Annotated in this window: 20 protein-coding genes; 10 read left to right on the top strand and 10 right to left on the bottom strand. The window is 72.2% G+C overall.

Translation table 11 applies throughout. The annotated features are described in order from the left end of the window. On the top strand, positions 1-985 hold a 985-nt coding region (gene ccsB, locus L2K70_RS20595; RefSeq protein WP_236405297.1), incomplete at its 5' end, for a c-type cytochrome biogenesis protein CcsB. Here the strand turns inward: ccsB and L2K70_RS20590 are convergent. After that, positions 890-1,087, bottom strand: coding sequence for a hypothetical protein (locus tag L2K70_RS20590; RefSeq protein ID WP_236405295.1), 198 nt, complete (start codon positions 1,085-1,087; stop codon positions 890-892). The genes ccsB and L2K70_RS20590 overlap by 96 nt on opposite strands. Positions 1,088-1,123: 36 nt before the next feature. Between L2K70_RS20590 and L2K70_RS20585 the strand changes: the two genes are divergently transcribed. Both L2K70_RS20585 and L2K70_RS20580 read left to right on the top strand, forming a co-directional pair. Next, on the top strand, positions 1,124-1,387 hold the full coding sequence (locus L2K70_RS20585; protein WP_236405293.1) for a DUF4229 domain-containing protein: 264 nt from the start codon (positions 1,124-1,126) through the stop codon (positions 1,385-1,387). Positions 1,388-1,394: 7 nt separating this feature from the next. Beyond that, positions 1,395-2,465, top strand: a complete 1,071-nt coding sequence (locus tag L2K70_RS20580; protein ID WP_236405291.1) for a DNA glycosylase AlkZ-like family protein — start codon at positions 1,395-1,397, stop codon at positions 2,463-2,465. Here L2K70_RS20580 and L2K70_RS20575 read toward each other — a convergent pair. The 3 genes from L2K70_RS20575 to L2K70_RS20565 all read right to left on the bottom strand — a co-directional run bounded on the left by L2K70_RS20575 (position 2,452) and on the right by L2K70_RS20565 (position 6,098). Then, entirely contained in the window at positions 2,452-3,708 is a 1,257-nt protein-coding gene (locus L2K70_RS20575) for a GNAT family N-acetyltransferase (protein ID WP_236405289.1), read from the bottom strand. The genes L2K70_RS20580 and L2K70_RS20575 overlap by 14 nt on opposite strands. A 178-nt stretch (positions 3,709-3,886) precedes the next feature. Next, positions 3,887-4,759, bottom strand: coding sequence for a 1,4-dihydroxy-2-naphthoate polyprenyltransferase (locus L2K70_RS20570; RefSeq protein ID WP_236405288.1), 873 nt, complete (start codon positions 4,757-4,759; stop codon positions 3,887-3,889). Beyond that, complete coding sequence (locus L2K70_RS20565; RefSeq protein WP_236405286.1) at positions 4,743-6,098, bottom strand: MFS transporter; 1,356 nt, start codon at positions 6,096-6,098, stop codon at positions 4,743-4,745. The genes L2K70_RS20570 and L2K70_RS20565 overlap by 17 nt, the downstream gene beginning before the upstream one ends. 244 nt (positions 6,099-6,342) lie before the next feature. On the opposite strand from L2K70_RS20565, the gene L2K70_RS20560 reads away from it, so the two are divergent. After that, the gene (locus L2K70_RS20560; protein ID WP_236405284.1) at positions 6,343-7,797 is read left to right on the top strand and encodes an HNH endonuclease signature motif containing protein; all 1,455 of its coding nucleotides are present in this window, start codon (positions 6,343-6,345) and stop codon (positions 7,795-7,797) included. A 74-nt stretch (positions 7,798-7,871) separates the two neighbouring features. After that, complete coding sequence (locus L2K70_RS20555; RefSeq protein WP_236405282.1) at positions 7,872-8,372, top strand: DinB family protein; 501 nt, start codon at positions 7,872-7,874, stop codon at positions 8,370-8,372. Here L2K70_RS20555 and L2K70_RS20550 read toward each other — a convergent pair. From L2K70_RS20550 to L2K70_RS20540, 3 genes are read right to left on the bottom strand one after another with little or no spacing between them, the layout of a single operon-like run. Then, positions 8,369-8,707, bottom strand: coding sequence for a DUF1801 domain-containing protein (locus L2K70_RS20550; RefSeq protein WP_236405281.1), 339 nt, complete (start codon positions 8,705-8,707; stop codon positions 8,369-8,371). The genes L2K70_RS20555 and L2K70_RS20550 overlap by 4 nt on opposite strands. Before the next feature lies 1 nt (position 8,708). Next, on the bottom strand, positions 8,709-9,002 hold the full coding sequence (locus tag L2K70_RS20545; protein WP_236405278.1) for a DUF1330 domain-containing protein: 294 nt from the start codon (positions 9,000-9,002) through the stop codon (positions 8,709-8,711). A 9-nt stretch (positions 9,003-9,011) separates the two neighbouring features. Then, on the bottom strand, positions 9,012-9,671 hold the full coding sequence (locus L2K70_RS20540) for an endonuclease/exonuclease/phosphatase family protein (protein WP_236405276.1): 660 nt from the start codon (positions 9,669-9,671) through the stop codon (positions 9,012-9,014). A gap of 82 nt (positions 9,672-9,753) precedes the next feature. On the opposite strand from L2K70_RS20540, the gene L2K70_RS20535 reads away from it, so the two are divergent. The 3 genes from L2K70_RS20535 to menD are packed head-to-tail and all read left to right on the top strand — an operon-like array spanning position 9,754 to position 13,378. Then, positions 9,754-10,773, top strand: coding sequence for an AMP-binding protein (locus L2K70_RS20535; RefSeq protein WP_236405274.1), 1,020 nt, complete (start codon positions 9,754-9,756; stop codon positions 10,771-10,773). Further along, complete coding sequence (locus tag L2K70_RS20530; RefSeq protein ID WP_236405272.1) at positions 10,773-11,735, top strand: o-succinylbenzoate synthase; 963 nt, start codon at positions 10,773-10,775, stop codon at positions 11,733-11,735. The genes L2K70_RS20535 and L2K70_RS20530 overlap by 1 nt, the downstream gene beginning before the upstream one ends. Then, entirely contained in the window at positions 11,732-13,378 is a 1,647-nt protein-coding gene (gene menD / locus L2K70_RS20525) for a 2-succinyl-5-enolpyruvyl-6-hydroxy-3-cyclohexene-1-carboxylic-acid synthase (RefSeq protein ID WP_236405271.1), read from the top strand. The genes L2K70_RS20530 and menD overlap by 4 nt, the downstream gene beginning before the upstream one ends. Positions 13,379-13,418: 40 nt before the next feature. Here the strand turns inward: menD and L2K70_RS20520 are convergent, their stop codons facing one another. Further along, positions 13,419-14,633: a glycoside hydrolase family 16 protein gene (locus L2K70_RS20520; RefSeq protein ID WP_236405269.1), complete on the bottom strand. Its 1,215-nt coding sequence runs from the start codon at positions 14,631-14,633 to the stop codon at positions 13,419-13,421. A 145-nt stretch (positions 14,634-14,778) separates the two neighbouring features. Between L2K70_RS20520 and L2K70_RS20515 the strand changes: the two genes are divergently transcribed. Continuing rightward, the gene (locus tag L2K70_RS20515) at positions 14,779-15,414 is read left to right on the top strand and encodes an MBL fold metallo-hydrolase (protein ID WP_236405266.1); all 636 of its coding nucleotides are present in this window, start codon (positions 14,779-14,781) and stop codon (positions 15,412-15,414) included. A gap of 3 nt (positions 15,415-15,417) precedes the next feature. On the opposite strand, the gene L2K70_RS20510 is transcribed toward L2K70_RS20515, so the two are convergent. Next, positions 15,418-16,671 carry an isochorismate synthase gene (locus L2K70_RS20510; protein ID WP_236405265.1) on the bottom strand — a complete coding sequence of 418 codons (1,254 nt, stop codon included), beginning with the start codon at positions 16,669-16,671 and terminating at the stop codon, positions 15,418-15,420. Positions 16,672-16,789: 118 nt separating this feature from the next. On the opposite strand from L2K70_RS20510, the gene L2K70_RS20505 reads away from it, so the two are divergent. Beyond that, complete coding sequence (locus L2K70_RS20505) at positions 16,790-17,974, top strand: AMP-binding protein (RefSeq protein ID WP_236405263.1); 1,185 nt, start codon at positions 16,790-16,792, stop codon at positions 17,972-17,974. Between the two features lie 7 nt (positions 17,975-17,981). Here L2K70_RS20505 and L2K70_RS20500 read toward each other — a convergent pair whose 3' ends face one another. Next, positions 17,982-19,052: a L,D-transpeptidase family protein gene (locus L2K70_RS20500; protein ID WP_236405261.1), complete on the bottom strand. Its 1,071-nt coding sequence runs from the start codon at positions 19,050-19,052 to the stop codon at positions 17,982-17,984. Positions 19,053-19,103: the final 51 nt, after the last annotated feature.

Here is a 19,103-nt window from a genome sequence, read left to right as displayed (position 1 = left end):
GGCCGATCTCCGCGTTTTGCGGGTAATACTGCGCGCCGTTGTGGGTGGTGGGGGCGCCGGCGCCGCCGCCACCATGGTGGAGGACGTCCCCGCGGTGCCGGAGGAGAAGGCGCACCGCACGGAGATGGCCGGCCGCCTCGGCGTCCTGCTGGTCGCCATCGGCGCCCTGGCCCACTTCATCGCCCTGCTCGGGCGTGGCATGGCCGCGGACCCCAACCGGGTGCCGTGGGGCAACATGTACGAGTTCACGCTGACCGGCACCTTCGTCGTCGTGGCGCTCTTCCTCGCGACCACGAGCCGCTGGCGGCTCGCCTGGCTCGGCCCCATCGTCGTCGGCTTCGTGCTCTGCGTCCTGCTGGCCGACGTGCTCTGGCTCTACGAGCCCGTGGCCCCGCTGACCGAGGCCCTGGAGTCCTACTGGCTCGTCATCCACGTCGTGGCCGCGTGCATCGCGACCGGTGCCTTCACCCTCGGCGGGATCACCTCGGTGCTCTACCTGCTGAAGGCCCGCTCGACCAAGGAGACGGGCTACCTCGCCCGCCTGCCCGAGCTGCCCGCGCTCGACCGCATCGCCTACCGGATGCACGCCTTCGGCTTCCCGGTGTGGACCTTCGGCGTGCTGATCTCCGGCCCCATCTGGGCGCACCAGGCGTGGTCGTCGTACTGGAACTGGGACCCCAAGGAGGTGTGGGCCTTCATCACCTGGGTGGTCTACGCCGCCTACCTCCACGCCCGCGCGACCGCCGGGTGGCGCGGTCGCAACGCCGCGATCCTGGCGCTCGTCGGTGCCGCGACGCTGTGGTTCAACTTCATCGGCATCAACTTCTTCAGCACGACGAGCCAGCACTCCTACGCCGAGGGAGCCGCTGTCGAGCGGACGGTCGAGCCGTCAGTCGTCGTCGGGCTTGGGGCCGGGCTTCGGCTTCCGGTCGAGCCCGCGCAGGAAGTCCGGGTCGTCGTCGGGGCCGAGGGTCCGCGGGCGTGAGCCGCCTTCTCCGCCGCCGCCGTCGAGGCGGCGCAGCATCAGCTTGACCAGCACCCACACCACGACCGCGATCAGCGCGACCACGAGCAGCACCTTCAGCATTGCTCCAATGTAGCCACGCCGTCCTAGGCTGGTGGCGTGAAGGAGTTCGTCGTCTACACCGCGTTGCGGATCGTGCTGTTCCTCGCGTCGTTCGGCATCGTCGTTGGCGTCATGGCGCTGTTCTCCGACGGGTCCTACAACCTGTTCTGGGCCGTCGTGCTGGGCTTCCTGATCTCCGGCGTCGGCTCGTTCTTCATCCTCGACCGTCAGCGCCGGGCCTTCGCCGAGCGCGTCGAGACCCGGGCCGCCAGGGCGTCCGCCGCCTTCGAGGAGCGCAGGTCGCGCGAGGACGTCGACTGAGGCGACCGTGCGCGTCCCCGAGGTCACCCGCCAGCAGGCGCTCACGTGGCGCCTGCAGCGCCAGCACCTGACCGTGGGAGCCGCCTCGGTCGTCGAGGTGGTTCGCACGTTGGCGGCGGTCTCGGTGTTCGCCAGCGACCCCGACCTCGCCGTCCGTCGGCGGCTCGACGAGCCCGGCGAACCCGGGGAGGTTCAGCGCGCACTGGCCGACGGACGCCTGGTGCGCACCTTCTCGTTCCGCGGATCGGTGCAGGTGATGGCGCCGGAGACCGCGGGCGCCTACCTGGCCGTCCGGTCCGCGGGACGGCAGTGGGCCCTCAGGAGCTGGGTGGACCACTACCGGCTCGAGCCCGACGACTGGCCGGAGCTGCGCGCCCTCGTCCGGGAGGTCGTGGCCAACGGACCCGTTCCACCGCAGGAGATCGCCGACGCCGTCACCGGTACACGGTTCGACCACCTGGCGCGGGAGTTCGCGGAACCCAACGTCACCCTCATCAAGCCGCTGTGCTGGCAGGGCGACGTGGTGCTCGGCCCCGACCAGTCCGTCGGCCTCACCCTGCAGAGCCCGGCGGCTGCGTCGGCGTGGGCCGGCATCCCACCGCTCGACGAGGCGGGCCCGCAGACCGTGCTGGAGTACGTCGGCACCTACGGGCCGTGCACCCGCGAACACCTGGACCACTGGCTCGGTGGCGGGCTCAGCGCCGGTCGTGCGCGGCTGGCTCGCTGGTGGGCGGAGGTCGACGAGAGCCTCGCGGAGGTCGACGTCGACGGCGAGACCCGGTGGGTGCTGGCCGATGACCTGCCCGGGCTGGTCGACGTACGCCCGGAGTCGTCGGTGGTGCTGCTGCCCGGCAAGGACGACTGGGTGATGGGACCGGGTACGAAGGACGAGTGGGTCGTGCCGGCCGAGTGCCGCACGTCGATGACGCGCGGCGCGAACCCGGTCCTGGTCGACGCTGTCGTCCGAGGCACGTGGCGCCTCTCCGGTGGGGCGGTCGAGGTCGATGCGCCGGCGGCTCCGTCCGACGTGACGGCACGCGAGGTGGAGCGGCTCGAGGCCCTGCTCAGAACCCCGTGAGGCTGTACGGCGCCTCGCTGAGGTCGGCCATCGCCGCGAACCGGCGTACGGCCTCGTCGTCACCCCTGACCCGACCGGCGCGGTGCAGGTGCAGGGCCGGGACGGCGGAGAGGTAGAGCGAGCCGAGGGTCTCCGCGCTGACCTCCACCTCCGCGGGTCGGTCCGTGGCGGCGACCGTGGCGACCCCGTCGGACGTGGTGACCTCGAACCGTCCGGCGGCGTGGCCGTGCGGGTCGTCGACGCCGAGCACGACCGTGCCGTCGGCCGCCCAGGGCCGGGCAGCCAGGCAGCGCGGGACGTCGAGGACGCGCAGCCAGAGGAACTCCTCCACCTCGGTCGTCTTCACGCGGTTGAGGTCGGTGAGCGCCCAGGGCAGCGGGTCGTCAGGATGGAACAGGTTGAAGGTGACCTTCTTGATCCGGTCCATGCTCGCGAGGAACGACCAGAGGCCGAGCTGGGCGTCGGTGGTGAGCGCGATCATCTCCTCGACGCGGACGGAGTAGTCCTCGCCGTGCTTGAAGATCACGAACCCGTCGACCTGCCTGGTGCCGTCGAGGTGGACGGCCGCGCGGATCTTCTTGTTCGGTCCGCCGTCATTGAAGTCGTAGGACCCGCTGTGGATGTCCTCGTACTGCGCGGGCCACTCGACGGACCCGCGCTGGCGGCGGTGGAAGGTGTCGAAGACCGCCTTGACGTGCGGCCAGGCGTCGGCCGGCTCGACCAGCTCGACACGGCCCGGGTCGGTGAAGTCGCGGAACGCGAAGCCGGGGGAGGCGTCGACCTCGACGCCCACGCGGAAGGTGGCCGGCCCGAAGCCCCAGCGGCCGTAGATCGTCGCCTCCGACGCCGTGAGCGCTGCCATCGGGACGCCCGTCGCCACGGCGTCGGCGAGGTCGTCCTCGATCAGTCGGCGCAGCAGCCCCTGACGACGGTGGCTGGCGCTGGTCGTGACGTCGGTGATCATCCGCAGGGGAAGGAGCTCGCGGCCGGCGTTGAGCGTCTTGTCGAGGCTGGCGTAGGTCGCCACCGGCATGGGGCCGGCGCCGAACTCGCCCTCGGGGAGCCAGGCGCCGCTGACGTCGACCTCGTCGGCGCGGTAGTGGGCGACCCACTTGTCGACCAGCTCGTCGTCCGGGCGAGGATCGCGGAACCCGCGCAGCACCGCGCCGACCCACCCGCGACGGCGTGCCACGGCCTCCTCGGAGTCGTCGTGGAGGTCGAGGTGCGCGAAGTCGTAGTCCACCCGCGCGACGCTAGTGACCCGGGTGCGGGTCGGGCCACGGCTTTTCGACTCAGCGCAGCCGCGACCAGCGACCGCCCGTGCCCCTGGGCCAGGCCCGAAGCCCGCACCTCGGCAGTGACGTCGCGATGGCTCGAGGATCCCATGTCCGTTCGACGGCCTCCGGGGATTGGCGGAAGTGTCAGCGCACGAACAGGGGGAGGGCCACGAGGACCGACCACGCGAGCTCTGACGCCCCGGACGCCGCGAGGACCGGGATCAGCGCCGGGCCGGCGGCGCCGCCGAGCACGGCCTTGGTCGGCGCCGCGGCGCGGGCGAGGAAGACCAGTCCGAGCAGCGCCCACCACGTGGTGGCTGCCGCCACCGCGACCACCGCTGCGGCGGCGACCAGGACGAGGAAGGCGTAGAGGTAGCGGGTGCGCTCGTCGCCCAGCCGGACGGCCAGCGTGCGCTTGCCGGCGACGGTGTCGGTGGGGATGTCGCGCAGGTTGTTGGCGACGAGGATCGCGCAGGCCAGCGAGCCGATGCCGATGCCGGCGTAGAGCGCCGCCCACTCCCACCGCTCGGTCTGGACGTAAGTCGTCCCGACGACCGCGACGAGGCCGAAGAAGACGAACACCATGACCTCGCCGAGGCCGAGGTAGCCGTAGGGCTTCTCGCCCCCGGTGTAGAACCACGCCGCGACGACGCAGACCGCGCCGACCGCGACGAGCCACCAGGCGGTGGTCGCGGCGAGCACCAGGCCGGCGACCGCGGCGACCCCGAAGGCGGCGAAGGCCGCGGTCTTGACGGCCCGCGGGGTCGCCGTACGGGAGCCGACGAGGCGCATCGGTCCCACCCGGTCGGCGTCGGTGCCCCGGATGCCGTCGGAGTAGTCGTTGGCGTAGTTGACGCCCACCTGCAGGGCGAGGCTCACCACGAGGGCGAGCAGTGCCTTCCACCACACGGCGTCGTCGACGTGGGCCGCGACGCCGGTGCCGGCGAGGACGGGTGCGACGGCAGCGGGGAGGGTGCGCGGCCGGGCGCCGGCGATCCAGTCAGCGGATGAGGTCACCGGTGGATTCTGGCAGCGTGCCGTCGTGGTCGAGCATCGAGGGCGGCCCGCCGGCTGCCTCGGCCTCGGTGCTGGGCGCACCGGCCCTGGCGTCCGCGAGCACGTCGGGCGGCACGTGCTGCTCGAGGTAGCGCCGGGCGGCGTGGGCGGAGGCGTGCAGGCCGGTCGCCGCGGCCACGACGATGGCCGCGATCGTGAGCCAGCCGAAGGTGCCCCACTGCATGGCGAGGAAGCCGTAGACCGCCGGTGCCCAGAACCTGCCGAGAGTGCCGCCGAGCTCGGCGACACCCTGGTAGTCGCCGCGTCGGCGCGGGTCCATCAGCTCGGCCTCGAGAGTCCAACCCGACGCGGAGAGGAAGAGCTCCGCCCAGGTGAGGACCACGTGGCCGAGGAAGAACATGACGATGGTCAGCCAGCCCACGGTCTGGTGGGTCGCCAACGTGATCAGACAGGTCAGCACGAAGAAGAACGTGGAGAACCGCACGGCACGCAGCGCGGTGCCGACGTCGTGGATGCCCCTCGACGCAAGTCGGGGCAGCACGATGCACATGACCGTGTTGGTGCCGAAGAGGATCGCGACGAGGACCTTCGGAGCGTCGGTCTCGGTCACCAGCCACACAGGGATCACCGTGTGCAGCAGCACCTGGTTGGTCCACATGACCCCGGTGAAGGTCGTGACCGCGATCCATGCGCGGTTGCGGATGGCCGGGATGCCCTCGGGCTTCACGCGCGGCTCACTGCTGCGGACGTCGTGCGTCGCGTCCGGCAGACGGAGGATCCAGGCGCTGTTGGCCAGGAAGAGCAGCGCGCTCAGCACGGGCGCCCAGCGGAGCACGTCGGTGCCGAAGGCGATCGCGCCACCGCTGAGGAAGGCGCCGATGCTGAACCCCACGTTGAGGGCGGAGTACATGTAGGCCCGCGACTCCACGCGCTCGGCCGGCGGGAGGACGTCGATGACGTAGGCGCCGTGGCCGGTGCCGCTGAGGGTGCCGACGACCTCCATGGACACCGCGAGGGCGACGTACTGGGGGAAGCCGTCGACGAAGGGCCACGCCAGGAACAGGGCGCCCTGGATCACCGCGCCGAGTGCCCACATGCGCTTGGGGCCGTAGTGGTCGACCAGCTTTCCCATCGGGATCGCCACGACGAAGCTGGCGATCGCCGCGATGGTGAGACCGATGCCCACCTCTCCCAGAGACAGGCCCACCACGAGGGTGAAGTACACCGCCGAGCCGGCGATGAAGGCGCCGTCGCCGGAGGCGAAGATGAGTGACTGCAGTGACAGCCGCCCGGCGAGTGAGGACGGGGGCGTGGCGTAGTTCTTGAGAGCGGTGAGCATCGTCGACCATTCTCCGTCTCGGGTCGGACGCTCGCCTGCCATTTTCGGACGCGATCGTGTGACCTCTCCCTCCTGGCTCGAGCAGCCGGAGGGTCTCGCTGGTCGGGCACCTGGAGCGAGCAACGAGCGGAGGCGCATCGAGACCACCGAGATCGCGTGTGCGATGGACACTTGTTCGAAAATAGTTCTCCACATCCGCCCACGCGCAGGTCAGAGTGTCGGTGGCCTCTGGGACGATGGACCCATGTCCACCACCACTCTCGACCGCAGCGCCGGGGCCGACACCCGGTTGGTGCTGGACCGTGCGCGGACCGCGCTGTCCGTACGGCGCCAGGCCGAGGTCGAGGTGCTGGAGTCGGTGTTCGAGTGGGCGCACGCCCACCCCGCCGATGCCCATGCCGACGCGGCGGGCTGGCGCGGGGAGGGCATCCCTGCGCCGGGGTCCTACGCGGAGGCGATGTTCGGGGAGCGGGCCATCCCGATCGCGGGCACGGGTGCGCCGCTGGTGGCGGAGTTCTGCATCCAGGAGCTGGCCGCCGCGTTGGACCTGTCCCACGAGGCGACGCTCGCTCTGGTGGGCGACGTCCTCGACCTCGCACACCGGTTGCCTCGCCTGTGGGGACTGGTGCGGTCGGGACGGGTGCCCGTGCACCTCGGCCGGGAGGCAGCCCGTGCCTCCCGCGACCTAGACGTGGACGCCGCGGCACACGCGGACCGCCTGCTGGTGTGGCAGCCCCGCCGGCTCAACCCGCACCGGGTCGGGGTGCTGGTCCATGAGGCCCGGCTCTACTCCGACCCTGACCGGGCGCTCGCCGACCACGACTCGGCACTCGCGTCCCGGAAGGTCGACGTGCGTCTCGGCCCCGATGTGGGCGCACCAGGCACGGGGGAGGTGTTCATGGTCCTCGACGAGGCCGATGCCATCGCGTTCGACCACACCGTGTCCACGATGGCGGGCGCCATCGGGACGCTCGGTCATCCGGGCAGCCTCGACGTACGACGTGCCCACGCCGTCGGGCTGCTGGCAGACTCCCAGGCCGCGCTCGACCTCCTCGCCGGCGCGACGTCGGGCCCGGACAGCGAGTCGGCGTGCGCCGCCGAGGACCTCGCGCACGAGCGCGCCAACCCGTTCCGACGACCCACCACTGCTCACGACGAGACGCCGGTGGGCGAGGTCGAACTGGTCTTCCACGTCTCCGACCGCGACCTCCTCGACGACCCGCAGGGAGTGGCCCGATCGCCCCGGCTTGGTCCGGTCCTCGTCGGACGACTGAGGTCGTGGCTCCTGGCCGCGGGCAGCGTGACCATCACCCCGGTCGTCGACCTCGACCCGGATGCCCATCCGCCGGTCGACCAGCACGACCCACCCGCCCGGATGGCAGCCATGGTCCGGCACCGCGACCAGACCTGCGTCTATCCCCGCTGCGGACAACCGGCCGAGGCCTGCGACCTCGACCACATCGGTCCCTACGTGCCCATCGATCGAGGTGGGCCGCCCGGCCAGACCCATCCCGGCAACCTGGCCCCGTTGTGCCGCAAGCACCATCGCGCCAAGACCTTCGGCCGCTTCAGCTATCGACGACTCCCCGACGGGTCCTACCGGTGGACCCTGCCGACCGGCGTCACGGTGACGACCGATCCACGGACCCCGAGGCCGGCCCCGCCACCCCGAAAACCGCTGCCCCACCGACGACCCTGACCGCCCAGCGCCCGACACCCTTCCGGTGATCGGGCCGCAGGCGCGCCTCGGCTTCGGCGTGATGTGCTGGAGTGGTGAGCAACGACCAGATCACTCGCGACGACCTGCTCTCCTGGCTCGACAGCAAGCGACGGCACGTGGTCCAGCAGGTCGAAGCCATGTCTCCGGAGGCCCGCCGGAGCTCGTGCGTCCCATCTGGATGGACACCGCTCGGCCTGGTGCACCACCTGACGCACGACGTCGAGCGTGTGTGGCTGCGCGCGGTGATGGGCGGTCAGCAGGTCGACATCCCGGAGGGTTACGAGGGGTGGGAAGCGCCCGCTGACGTCAGCGACGGTGACGTGCTCGAGGCCTATCGCCGGGAGTGCGGACTGGCGGACGACGCGATCGCCGACCTGCCGCTCGACCAGTCACCGGCCTGGTGGTTCGAGGGAGCCGGCGCACCGCCGTACTCCAACCTTCGCGAGGTCCTGCTGCACGTGCTGGTCGAGACGAGCACGCACGCCGGCCACCTCGACATCTGTCGTGAGCTGGCCGACGGCGGCCAGCGGCTGGTGCTCGACGTCCCGGACTAGCCCCGGTTCGTCGCGACCGCCTCGCGGACCAGTGCCACGAACGCGTCCTCGTCGATCTCGTCGCCCTCGTGGATGTCGACCGCACGACGGGTGCCGGCGTCGAGGCTGGCGTTGAAGATGCCGGTGGGGTCGTCGAGGGACGCCCCCTTGGCGAAGGTGACCTTCACCTTGTCCTTGTAGGTCTCGACCGTGCAGATGAGGCCGTCGGCGGAGAACGTCGGTACGCCGTCGGGGTTGGACGCCTTGCGCCACTTCACGTCCTCGGTGGCGTCCGGCTCGGCCCGGAGGATCAGGCCCCGGACCGTGTCGACGGTCTGCGCACGCCAGTCGGCCACGTCAGCCCTCGTAGCCGGGCACGACGCGCAGGTCGCGGTCGGCGCCGTCGCCCAGCGCCCGCAGGGCTTCCTGGTAGGCCTCGCTGTCGTGCGTGGCCACGGCAGCCTCGACCGACGGGAACTCGATCACCACCGTGCGGGTGGGCTCGGCCTGCTCGAACGTCGCCTCGGGGTTGCCCCGGGCGAGGAAGCGGCCACCGCCGGCGGCGATCGCGGGACCGGCGAGCTCGGCGTAGGCCGACACCTTCTCCTGGTCGTGCACGGCCTTGTAGACGCAGATCCAGTACGCACTCATGGGGCGAGCCTATGACGCCGGGCCGGGTGGGACCGGGGTCGTCTCGACGACGTAGGCGTCGTGGTCGGAGAGTCCTGTCGCGTCGACGCGGGTGGCAGACGAGACCTCCCAGTCGTCGGGTACGGCGATGTGGTCGATGCTCAGCACCCCGTCGAGCCGGTGGGGCAGGGACTCGGTCGGGACCTGGAGCCCGAGGTCGGCCACGGTCGCCAGGATGAGGGCTCGACCAGCCTTCGACCCAGCCCACTCCTGTCCCGAGAGGCTGTGGTTCCAGTCGCCGCCCCAGATGTCTGGGCGAGCGACGGCAACGGCCGCCGTGGCGTGCGCAGTCCGCGCGGCGGTGTTCGTCCCTTCCCAGGGCGCCGCGCCTCCGCAGCCACGCCAGGGGAGCACGGACGAGCAGACCTGCAGGCCCGCTGTCACCGCTGAGGCCGACGCGCCGTGGGGAACGCCGGTCGACGACAGCCCGGTTCGCGATGCCACGGCGGCCCAGCGGCGGCGGGGGCTCATCACCTCGCCGAGGTGGACGTCGTACCTCGGCAGGTCGACGCGCTCCGACACCTCCGTCAGCAGGAGCACGTCGCAGTCGAGAGCATCGACGAAGGTCGCGTGCCGCTCCGTCCACCGACCCTCGAGGTTCCACGTCCCGATGCGCACCGTCGTACGCATGTCAGGCCGCGGACCCGTGCCGGGCCTGTGGGTCGGTCGTTTCCATCGCCGACATGGTCGCAGAGCCACTAGCGTTGTGCGCGTGAGCTTCCTCCGGCCCTCGGACGAGCCCTCGGTCGCGATCAGGCAGCTGTCGCGGTGGCTCGAGGCCGACAACCCAGACCCGCTGCTGATCGAGACGTCCGGCTCCACCGGCAGGCCGAAGCGCGTGGTGCTGCCGCGTCGCGCGGTGCTCGCCAGCGTCGAGGCGTCGGCCCGGCGACTGGGCGAGTCCGGTCGGTGGCTGCTCGCGCTGCCGTCGTCGTACGTCGCCGGAGTGCAGGTGATCGTGCGCTCGCTCGTCGCCGGCCACGAGCCGATCATCGTGGATGGTCTCGACGTCGGCCGCGCGGCGGCGTCCGACCACAGCGCCACGCCGGCGTTCGTGTCACTGGTGCCGACCCAGCTGCACCGCATCCTCGCCAACCCCGAGCAGCTCGCCTCGCTCGCCCACTGCCACACCGTGCTGGTCGGCGGCGCCGGCCTCGACCGCGACCACCGCCGGCAGGCCGAGGACGCGGGCGTCCGGATCGTCTCCACCTACGGCTCGTCGGAGACCGCGGGCGGCTGCGTCTACGACGGTGTCCCGCTCGACGGGGTCGGCGTCAGCCTCGGTGACAACGACCGCATCCGGATCGCCGGCCCCACCCTCTTCAGCCACTACGAGTCCGACCCCGAGCTGACGGCGGAGTCGGTCGAGGACGGCTGGTTCCTCACCGCCGACCAGGGCCGCTTCGACGACGACGGCCGGCTGCAGGTCGTCGGCCGCATCGACGACGTGGTGATCAGCGGTGGGGTCAAGATCCCGCTCGCCCTCGTGGCCGAGCGGCTCCGCGAGAACCTCCAGGTCGAGCAGGCCGAGGTCTTCGGCGTGCCCGACCCCGAGTGGGGCCAGAAGCTCGTCGCGGTCGTCGTCGGCACCGCCAACGACGCCGAGCTGCGCGACTGGGTCAGCGCGGTCCACCCGCGCTCGTGGGCGCCGCGCGAGTTCGTCCGCGTCTCCGCCCTCCCGACCCTGCCCAACGGCAAGGTCGACCGCCAGGCCCTGCAGGCCGGGCTCTGATGCCCGACGCGTCGCCCCCGCTGTCCGTCTTCTCGATCCCGCTCCACACGCGCTTCCGCGGCATCACCGTCCGCGAGGGCGTGCTGCTGCGCGGCGACGCGGGCTGGGGGGAGTGGTCGCCCTTCCTGGAGTACGACGACGAGGTGGCGCGCCCGTGGTTGGCCTGCGCCCGCGAGGCAGCGGACGCCGGCTGGCCCGAGCCGCTGCGCAGCGAGGTCCCGGTCAACGTCACCGTGCCGGCCACCGACCCCGAGCGGGCGCACGCGATCGTCGTCGCCGGCGGCTGCCGCACCGCCAAGGTGAAGGTGGCCGAGAAGGGCCAGGCGCTCGCCGACGACCTCGCCCGCGTCGAGGCCGTGCGCGACGCGCTCGGTCCGGACGGCCTCATCCGGGTCGACGCCAACGGCGCGTGGGACGTCGACGAGGCCGTCCGCGCCATCGCCGCCATCGACCGGGCCGCGGGCGGCCTGGAGTACGTCGAGCAGCCCGTCATGGCGGTGGAGGACCTCGCCGTCGTACGACGTCGCGTGGACGTGCCGATCGCGGCCGACGAGTCGATCCGCCGGGCCGAGGATCCCTACCTCGTGCGGGACCTCGAGGCCGCCGACGTCGCGGTGCTCAAGGTGCAGCCGCTCGGCGGCGTGCGCGCGTGCCTGCGGATCGCCGAGGACATCGGCCTGCCCGTCGTGGTCTCGAGCGCGGTCGAGTCCAGCGTCGGGATCGCCGCCGGCGTGGCCCTCGCGGCCGCGCTGCCGGAGCTCCACCACGCCTGCGGCCTCGCCACGATCCAGCTGCTGACCGACGACGTCGCCGCCCACCCCCTGCTCCCGGTGGACGGGATGCTGCCGGTGGGTCGGCCGGAGGTCGACGAGTCCGCGCTGGCCCGGCTCGCCGCGACGGACGACCGGGTCGACCACTGGCGTCGGCGCCTCGCGTCCGTAGGGCAGGATCAGCCGGTGTGAGCAACCCCTCGACCGAGCTCGCCCGGGCGGTGGTCACGGCCCTGCGCGGCGCCGCCGTGCGCGAGGTCGTCCTGGCCCCCGGGTCGCGCAACGCCCCGCTCTCCTTCGCGCTGTACGACGCCCAGCGGCCGTCGACGCCCACCGAGCCGGGCCTGCGCCTGCACACCCGCGTCGACGAGCGCACCGCCGCGTTCCTCGCCCTCGGGCTGGCGAAGGTGAGCCGCCGCGCCGCGGCGGTGGTCTGCACCTCCGGCACCGCCGCCGCCCACCTGCTCCCGGCGGTCATGGAGGCGGCCCACGCGGGAGTCCCGCTCGTCGTGGTGACGGCCGACCGGCCCGCCCGGCTGCGGGGCACGGGCGCCAACCAGACCACCGACCAGGTGGACCTCTTCGGCTCCTTCGCGCCGACGCTCGACGTCAGCGCCGGGCAGGACGCGGCCGACCTCGACGAGCTGCTCACCTTCCTCCGCCGGCACGACTTCCGCCGACCGGTCCACCTCAACGTCCAGCTCGACGAGCCGCTCCTGCCCGATGACGACGGCGACTGGGACAGCGGGGAGGTGCCCCCTTGGGCGGTGCCCGCCATCGGTGGTCCGGAGCGCCGTCCGCTGCGGCTCGACCTGGGACCGCGCACGGTCGTCGTGGCGGGCGACGACGCGGGACCGCCGGCGCGCCAGCTGGCCGAGAGCGGCAACTGGCCGCTCCTCGCCGAGCCCAGCAGCGGATGTCGTACCGGCGACACGGTCATCCGCACCTACCGGCTGCTGCTCGACAGCGACTTGGGCACCCGCATCGAGCGCGTCGTGGTCTACGGGCACCCGACCCTCTCGCGCCCGGTGTCCCGGCTGCTGGCGCGCGACGACGTCGAGGTGGTCTCGGTGCGGGCGCCGGGGCAGTGGGCCGACCGCCCGTTCCCGGTGGCGGTCGAGGTCAGTGCGTACGACGGCGTGGCCGTGGCTTCCACGGAGGACCCCGACTGGCTCGAGGAGTGGCACCTCGCCGACCTGTCGCTGTCCCGCCGGCTCGACCGGCTGCTCGCCGACGAGCCGGACCTCACGCCGCACGAGGTCGCAGGCGCGGTCAGCCGGGCGCTGCCGCGCGAGGGCCTGCTGTTCGTCGGCGCCTCCAACCCGGTCCGCGACCTCGACGTGATGGTCGCGCCCTACGAGGTCGGCGGGCGTCGCAAGGTCATCGCCAACCGCGGACTGGCGGGCATCGACGGGACGATCTCGTCGGCGATCGGCGCGGCGCTCGGCCGGCCGAGGTCGTCTCGCGCGATCGCCCTGATGGGCGATGTGACCTTCCTGCACGACACGACCGGCCTCTTCCTCGGCCCGCGCGAGGAGCGGCCCGACCTGACGATCGTCGTCGTCAACGACGACGGCGGGTCGATCTTCGCCACGCTGGAGCAGGGCGCACCGGCGTACGCCGACCGCTTCGACACGCTCTTCGGCACCCCGCACGGCGTCGACCTCGCCAGTCTCTGCGCGGCGGCCCGGGTCCCGCACCTGCGGGTCACGAGCCTGCCCGAGCTCGAGCAGGCCCTCGCGACGCCCAACGGCGGCATCGAGGTCATCGAGGCGCGCGTGCGTCGCGACAACCGCGCGGAGCTGGACAAAAGGATCCGCGCGCTGGCCCCGTAGCGGGGCCAACGCGCGGATCGCGTGGTTCAGCTGTGGTCGATCAGGGCTGCGGGGTCTCCCACACGCGCACCCAGTCGACGTACATGTGCTGCGGGAGCTTCTTGTCGGACATCTCCAGGGCCTCGTAGTCGGAGGCGAGCAGGCTCAGGATGAGGTACTGCTGGGCCTTCGAGACGCGGGCCGACGTGCGCCAGGTCTCCTTGCCGTCGATGTAGAAGATGATGACGTTCGGCGTCCACTGGACCGAGAACACGTGGTAGTTCTTCGACCAGCCGTCGCGCTTGTTCTGCAGGAACGACGTCGAGTTCTTGATCCACGAGCCGGTCTTGATCAGGCGCTGGCCCTTGTACCAGTGGATGAAGCTGGTGAGGCCGCCCTGCGGGTGCTTGTCACCGAAGTACTCGATGACGTCGATCTCGTGGCCGTCGCTGCCGGGACGGTTCTCGCCGACGGGCTGCAGCCAGAAGCTGGCGTGCTGGCCCTGGAGCTTCTGCATCTTGATGCGGGCCGAGGCCACGCCGTAGCGGAAGGAGAAGCCGCGATCGGTGCCGACGTGGCCGTTGAGGCGGTAGGAGATCCTCTTGGTCTGCTTGCGCGAGACGGCCTTGCACTTGCCGCTGCGCGACCTGTCCTTGATGACGCTCAGGCGCAGCGTGCCGCCGCCGACCTTGACCGCGGACGGGTCGCCCTTCGAGCACACGCGCTTGCTCAGCGGCTCGTAGTCCTGGCCGCGCATGCCCCACACGGGGTTGAGCGTCGAGCCGCTGAACTCGTCGGTGAAGGTCGGGACGAGCCAGCGCGAGGTGTCGACGCTGTCGCTCTTGACGGCCTTGAGCGAGCCCAGCTTCTGGGCGGTGACGCGGTAGGTCAGGGCCTGGCCGCCCTTGGAGACGGCTGCCTTGAAGTAGGCCTTGCCGGACTTCTCCTGCTTGGCGGTGCCGACCTTCTTCCACGAGGAGCCGTTCTGCTGCTCGAGGACGACCTTGCGGCCGACCTTGACCGGCTTGATGGTCGCGATCGCGGAACCCTTGGCGGCGTTGACGCTGGCGGCGCGCTTGCCCGGCTGGACGATCCCGGGCAGCACCTCCAGCGAGATCTTCTGGCCGGCCTTCTTGGCGGTGGCGGACGTCGGCGTCGACGCGGCGCGGGCCGCGGAGCCGGAGTCAGTGGCCGAACCCGTCTCGGCGTTCAGGAGCAGGGTCGCGGGCAGGATCAGCGCGAGTGCGCTGCCTGCGAGCACGCGGCGTGCAGACATGTGAACTCTCTTCGTCTCGGGTGCGATTGGCTTTCCCCCTGGGCACTCCACCCGTCGGAGGCGCCATCACCTTAACCGCGAACCCCACCCGTCACACGATTCCGCGCGGAAACGCCGCCGAGGCGGCCCGCCTAGTCTGGTCCACATGCGGATCACCAAGTTCGGCCACGCCTGCGTCCGGGTCCAGGGTGAGGGCGGCACCGTGGTCATCGACCCGGGGAGCTTCACCGACGCCTCCGCCCTCGACGGCGCGGACGCCGTGCTGATCACCCACGAGCACGCCGACCACGTGCACCCGCCCCACCTGCGCGGCCTCGACGTGCCGGTCTGGACGATCGACGCGGTGGCGCGGATGCTGCGCGAGCACGCGCCCGACGTGGCCGAGCGCGTCACCGTCGTACGACCCGGCGACCGGCTCGAGGTGGCCGGCACCGCGGTGGAGGTGGTCGGCGAGAAGCACGCCGTGATCCACCCCGACTACCCGCGCTTCGACAACTCGGGCTACGTCCTGTCGTCGGGCGGCTCGAGCGTCTACCACCCGGGCGACTCGCTGACCGCTCCCGGCCGCACCGTCGACGTGCTCCTCGCCCCGGTGAGCGCGCCGTGGCTCAAGGTCGGCGAGGCGATCGACTTCGTGCGCGAGGTGGCGGCGCCCACCTCGCTCGGCATCCACGACTGCGTCTACAGCGACATCGGCCTCGCCATGGTCGAGCAGCACATGCACAACCTGCTCCCCGACGGCCAGGCGTTCGAGCGTCGCCAGCCGGGCGAGGACCTGTAGGCCCTACCCGGCCTCGAGCGCGTCGCGCACCGGGACGAACTTGGCCTGCGACTCCGCCAGCTCGGCCTCTGGGTCGGAGCTGGCGACGATGCCGCAGCCGGCGAAGAGGCGGACGCCGCTCTCGGTGACCTGCGCCGAGCGCAGGGCGATGCCCCACTCGCCGTCACCGGAGGCGTCCATCCAGCCCACCGGACCCGCGTAGCGGTCGCGCGGCATGCCCTCGATCTCCTCGATGAGTGCCGTCGCGGCGGGGGTCGGCGTTCCGCCGACGGCGGCCGACGGGTGGAGCGACTCGGCCAGCTGGAGCGAGGTGGCGAGGTCGTGGACGACGCCGTTCACGTCGGTCGCGAGGTGCATCACGTTGGGCAGGTGCAGCACGAACGGTGCCTCGGGGACGTTCATCGACGAGCAGTGCGGCTCGAGCGCATCGGCGACGGACCGGACGGCGTACTCGTGCTCCTCGAGGTCCTTCGACGAGCGGGCCAGGGTGGCGGCGAGCGCCAGGTCGCGCTCGTCGTCGCCCGTACGACGGATCGTGCCGGCCAGCACGCGGGAGGTCACCAGCCCGCGCTCGCGCCGGACGAGCATCTCGGGGGTGGCGCCGAAGAGGCCGTCGACGTGGAAGGTCCAGCACATCTCGTAGTTCTCGGCGAGGCGGCGCAGCGGCCAACGCACGTCGAGGGGCTCGTCGGTCGTGGCGATCAGGTCACGCGCCAGCACGACCTTCTCCAGCTCGCCCGCCGTGATGCGACGGACGGCCTCGCCGACGACCGACATCCACTCCTCGCCGTTGCGAGCGCCGTCGGAGAAGGTCAGCCCGACCGGGGGACGCGGGGTGGGTGCGGGCTCGAGCTCGGGTGCCTCCACCGACACGGTCGTCAGCCAGGCGCGGTCACCGCGCCGTCCGACGACGACCTCGGGGATGACCAGCACGGAGTCGCCGGGCTCGTCGGCGAACGCGAAGGCGCCGAAGCAGACGGGGCCGCTCCCGGGCTCGCCCACGGCGTCGACGACGTCGGCGCGGGCGATGGTCTCCGACCACCACTTCACGGCGTCGCTGAAGCGGGTCGGGCCCGAGGTCTCGAGGCGCGCGGCGACGCCCCAGCCGACGAGGCCTTCTCCCCGGCGCAGCCAGCTCACCGGCTGGTGCTCGGGGAGCAGGTCGAGGAGCCGCAGGTCGGCCAGGTCCACGGGGACGGTGCGCACGACCAGCGGTGCGGCAGGTCCAGGCTGCGGGCCGGACGCGGGGGTCGTCACGAAGGGGGAGCCTACGCCGGGGCTCGCAGCGCCCCGACGCGAGATCGGCCAAACGGCGAACAGGACCACCCGGGGTGTCCTACGTTGCGCGGGTACATCACGACGCAGGAGGTCGCAAGTGCCTGTCCACGAATCGCCGCTCGCCCGGCTCGAGCGCCACGCCCGCGCGCGTGCGCTGGACGTCGCCGTGGTCGAGCAGCGGGAGCAGGGCGGCCGCGGGGGCTGGGCTTCGCTGACGTGGAACGAGCTCTACCGCCGGGTCATCGACGGTGCCGCCGGGATGATCGAGGCAGGCGTCAACCCCGGTCAGGTCGTGGTGATCCGCGTCCCCACCGGCATCCGCCAGCTCGAGCTCGAGCTCGCCACCCGCGTCGCGGGTGCGGTCCCGCTGCTCCTGCCCGACCACCTGGACCCGGCCGAGGTGGGCCGCCTGCTCGACGAGATCCAGGTGCGCCTGGTCATCGTCGACGACGAGAGCCGCCTTCCGCTGCTGCGCCGGGCCGCGCTGGCCGAGGCGCAGCTCTTCGAGTGCGACGACCGCTCCTGGGAGCGGCTGCGCGGCATGGGCCTCGAGCGTCGCAAGCGGCAGCCCGACCTGCTGTCGTACGTCGACTCGGCTCGCGCCGGCGCCCCGTCGAGCGCCGTGCTCGGCCTGCCGCGCGAGAAGTCGCAGGCCTGGCTGTTCCGTCCCGAGTGCTCGGGGATGCTCTCCGACCTGGGGCCGGAGGACGTCGTGCTCCTCACCGGCGAGGCCACCGACCGTTTCACCACCGTCGCCCGTGACGCCCAACTGACCGCCGGCTGCACGCTCGCATGGGTCGAGCGGCCCGACCAGCTTGAGGCGGCCCTCACCCACGTGCACCCGACCCACGTCCTGCTCGACCACACGACCGCCAAGGTGCTCGAGGACCTGCTCGCGGTCGGCCGGGTCGACGGCGTGCCGTGGCACGAGACCCCGGTCGAGGTCCTCGAGGTGAACTCCGCCCGGGTCGCCGAGGCACGGCTGAGGGGCAAGGACAGGAAGCTCGCCGCCGAGATCGACGCGCTCGCGCCGTGGTGGGGCGAGCGGATGCGGATGCTCGTCCTCGACCTGCGCGTCAATCACACCGTCAGCGGCATGGCCTCGGCGCTCGGCTTCCGCCTCGGCCGCATCGCGCATCACCCGGCGGCCAGGCTCGAGCTGGCCCGCGAGCACGGCGTCGTGGTCGTGCCGTCTGCGCCCGTGATGGAGGTGCCGTCGGAGGCGCTGCCCCGTCGCGGCCGGGCGGGCGCCGAGATCGACGCCGCCTTCTCCCTGGCCTGAAGCGGGCTCAGGAGCGGTAGACGATCACCTTGTCGCCGATCCTGACGTGGTCGAAGAGCCACTCCACGCCCGCGCGGTCGCGCACGTTGACGCAGCCGTGGGACGCGCCGTTGTAGCCGTTCGCGGCGAAGTCGGGGGAGTAGTGCACGGCCTGCCCGCCGGAGAAGAACATCGCGAACGGCATCGAGGTGCCGTAGAGGTTCGAGACGTGGTCGCGCGACTTGCGGTAGACCGAGAACGCGCCCTCGCGCGTCGGGAGCTCGTCGGAGCCGAAGCGCACCTCGACGGTCCGCAGCACGACACCGTCCACGACCCAGCGCAGGGAGCGCGACGACTTGTCCACGCACATCGCGCGGCCCGTGGTGCAGCGCGGGTCCAGCGCCGGCCCCTGCGGCACGATGTTGAAGAGCTCGGCCCTCGTGGGCTCGCGGGTCATCGCCGTGAGCCGGTCGAGCGTGCGGCGGTCGACCTGGCCGGTCACCGGGATCTTCCGCTTCGCCTGGAACCCCTCGACCGCCTCGACGGTCCGGCCGGTGTAGCGGCCGGTCACCTTCGCGTCGTACCAGCGCACCTGCTTGAGGCGAGCCTGGACCTGACGCACCCGCATGCCGCGGTCGCCCTTCTCCAGCAGCGGTCGACCGGGTGTGTAGACGTTGTGCAGCGCCTCCGGCGTGGGCTCGGCGGTGAGGCCGACCAGCTTGAGCCAGGTGCGCTCGTCGACGACGCCGCCGGTGTCCCAGCCGCGCCGCGCCTGGAAGGTCGTCACGCCGGCGCGGGTCTCGGCGTCGTACCGGTTGGTGATCACCTCCGAGTGCAGGCCGAGCTGGTGGAGCCGGCTCTGCAGCTCGCGCACCCGCCACCCCGTGTCACCGGGCCGGATCGGCTCGAACTCGGCGCGGGCCGAGGTGCTGGACGCAGCGCCCGACGCGGACGCGGCGTCCACGACGGACAGCGTGCCGAGCGAGCAGAGCAGCGCGAGCAGGAGCGCGGTGGTGGTGCGCGCGGCGGTGCGCGCGGCGGTGCGCGTGGTGGTGCCCGTGGTGGTGCCCGTGGTGGTGCGGGTGGTGCGGCGTGACATGGAGATCCCCCGGAGTACGACGTGGTCCGACGAGTGTAGGGACGCGGCGCA

Source organism: Nocardioides potassii (genome assembly GCF_021648885.1).
Classification (GTDB): Bacteria; Actinomycetota; Actinomycetes; order Propionibacteriales; family Nocardioidaceae; genus Nocardioides; species Nocardioides potassii.
This window is presented reverse-complemented; position numbering and strand designations above follow the sequence as displayed.

Excerpts from the sequence above, each read along its gene's own strand:
- L2K70_RS20590 (WP_236405295.1), bottom strand. The coding sequence starts at position 1,087 with ATGCTGAAGGTGCTGCTCGTGGTCGCGCTGATCGCGGTCGTGGTGTGG.
- L2K70_RS20565 (WP_236405286.1), bottom strand. The coding sequence starts at position 6,098 with ATGCTCACCGCTCTCAAGAACTACGCCACGCCCCCGTCCTCACTCGCC.
- L2K70_RS20560 (WP_236405284.1), top strand. The coding sequence starts at position 6,343 with ATGTCCACCACCACTCTCGACCGCAGCGCCGGGGCCGACACCCGGTTG.
- L2K70_RS20545 (WP_236405278.1), bottom strand. The coding sequence starts at position 9,002 with ATGAGTGCGTACTGGATCTGCGTCTACAAGGCCGTGCACGACCAGGAG.
- L2K70_RS20540 (WP_236405276.1), bottom strand. The coding sequence starts at position 9,671 with ATGCGTACGACGGTGCGCATCGGGACGTGGAACCTCGAGGGTCGGTGG.
- L2K70_RS20530 (WP_236405272.1), top strand. The coding sequence starts at position 10,773 with ATGCCCGACGCGTCGCCCCCGCTGTCCGTCTTCTCGATCCCGCTCCAC.
- L2K70_RS20520 (WP_236405269.1), bottom strand. The coding sequence starts at position 14,633 with ATGTCTGCACGCCGCGTGCTCGCAGGCAGCGCACTCGCGCTGATCCTG.
- L2K70_RS20515 (WP_236405266.1), top strand. The coding sequence starts at position 14,779 with ATGCGGATCACCAAGTTCGGCCACGCCTGCGTCCGGGTCCAGGGTGAG.
- L2K70_RS20500 (WP_236405261.1), bottom strand. The coding sequence starts at position 19,052 with ATGTCACGCCGCACCACCCGCACCACCACGGGCACCACCACGGGCACC.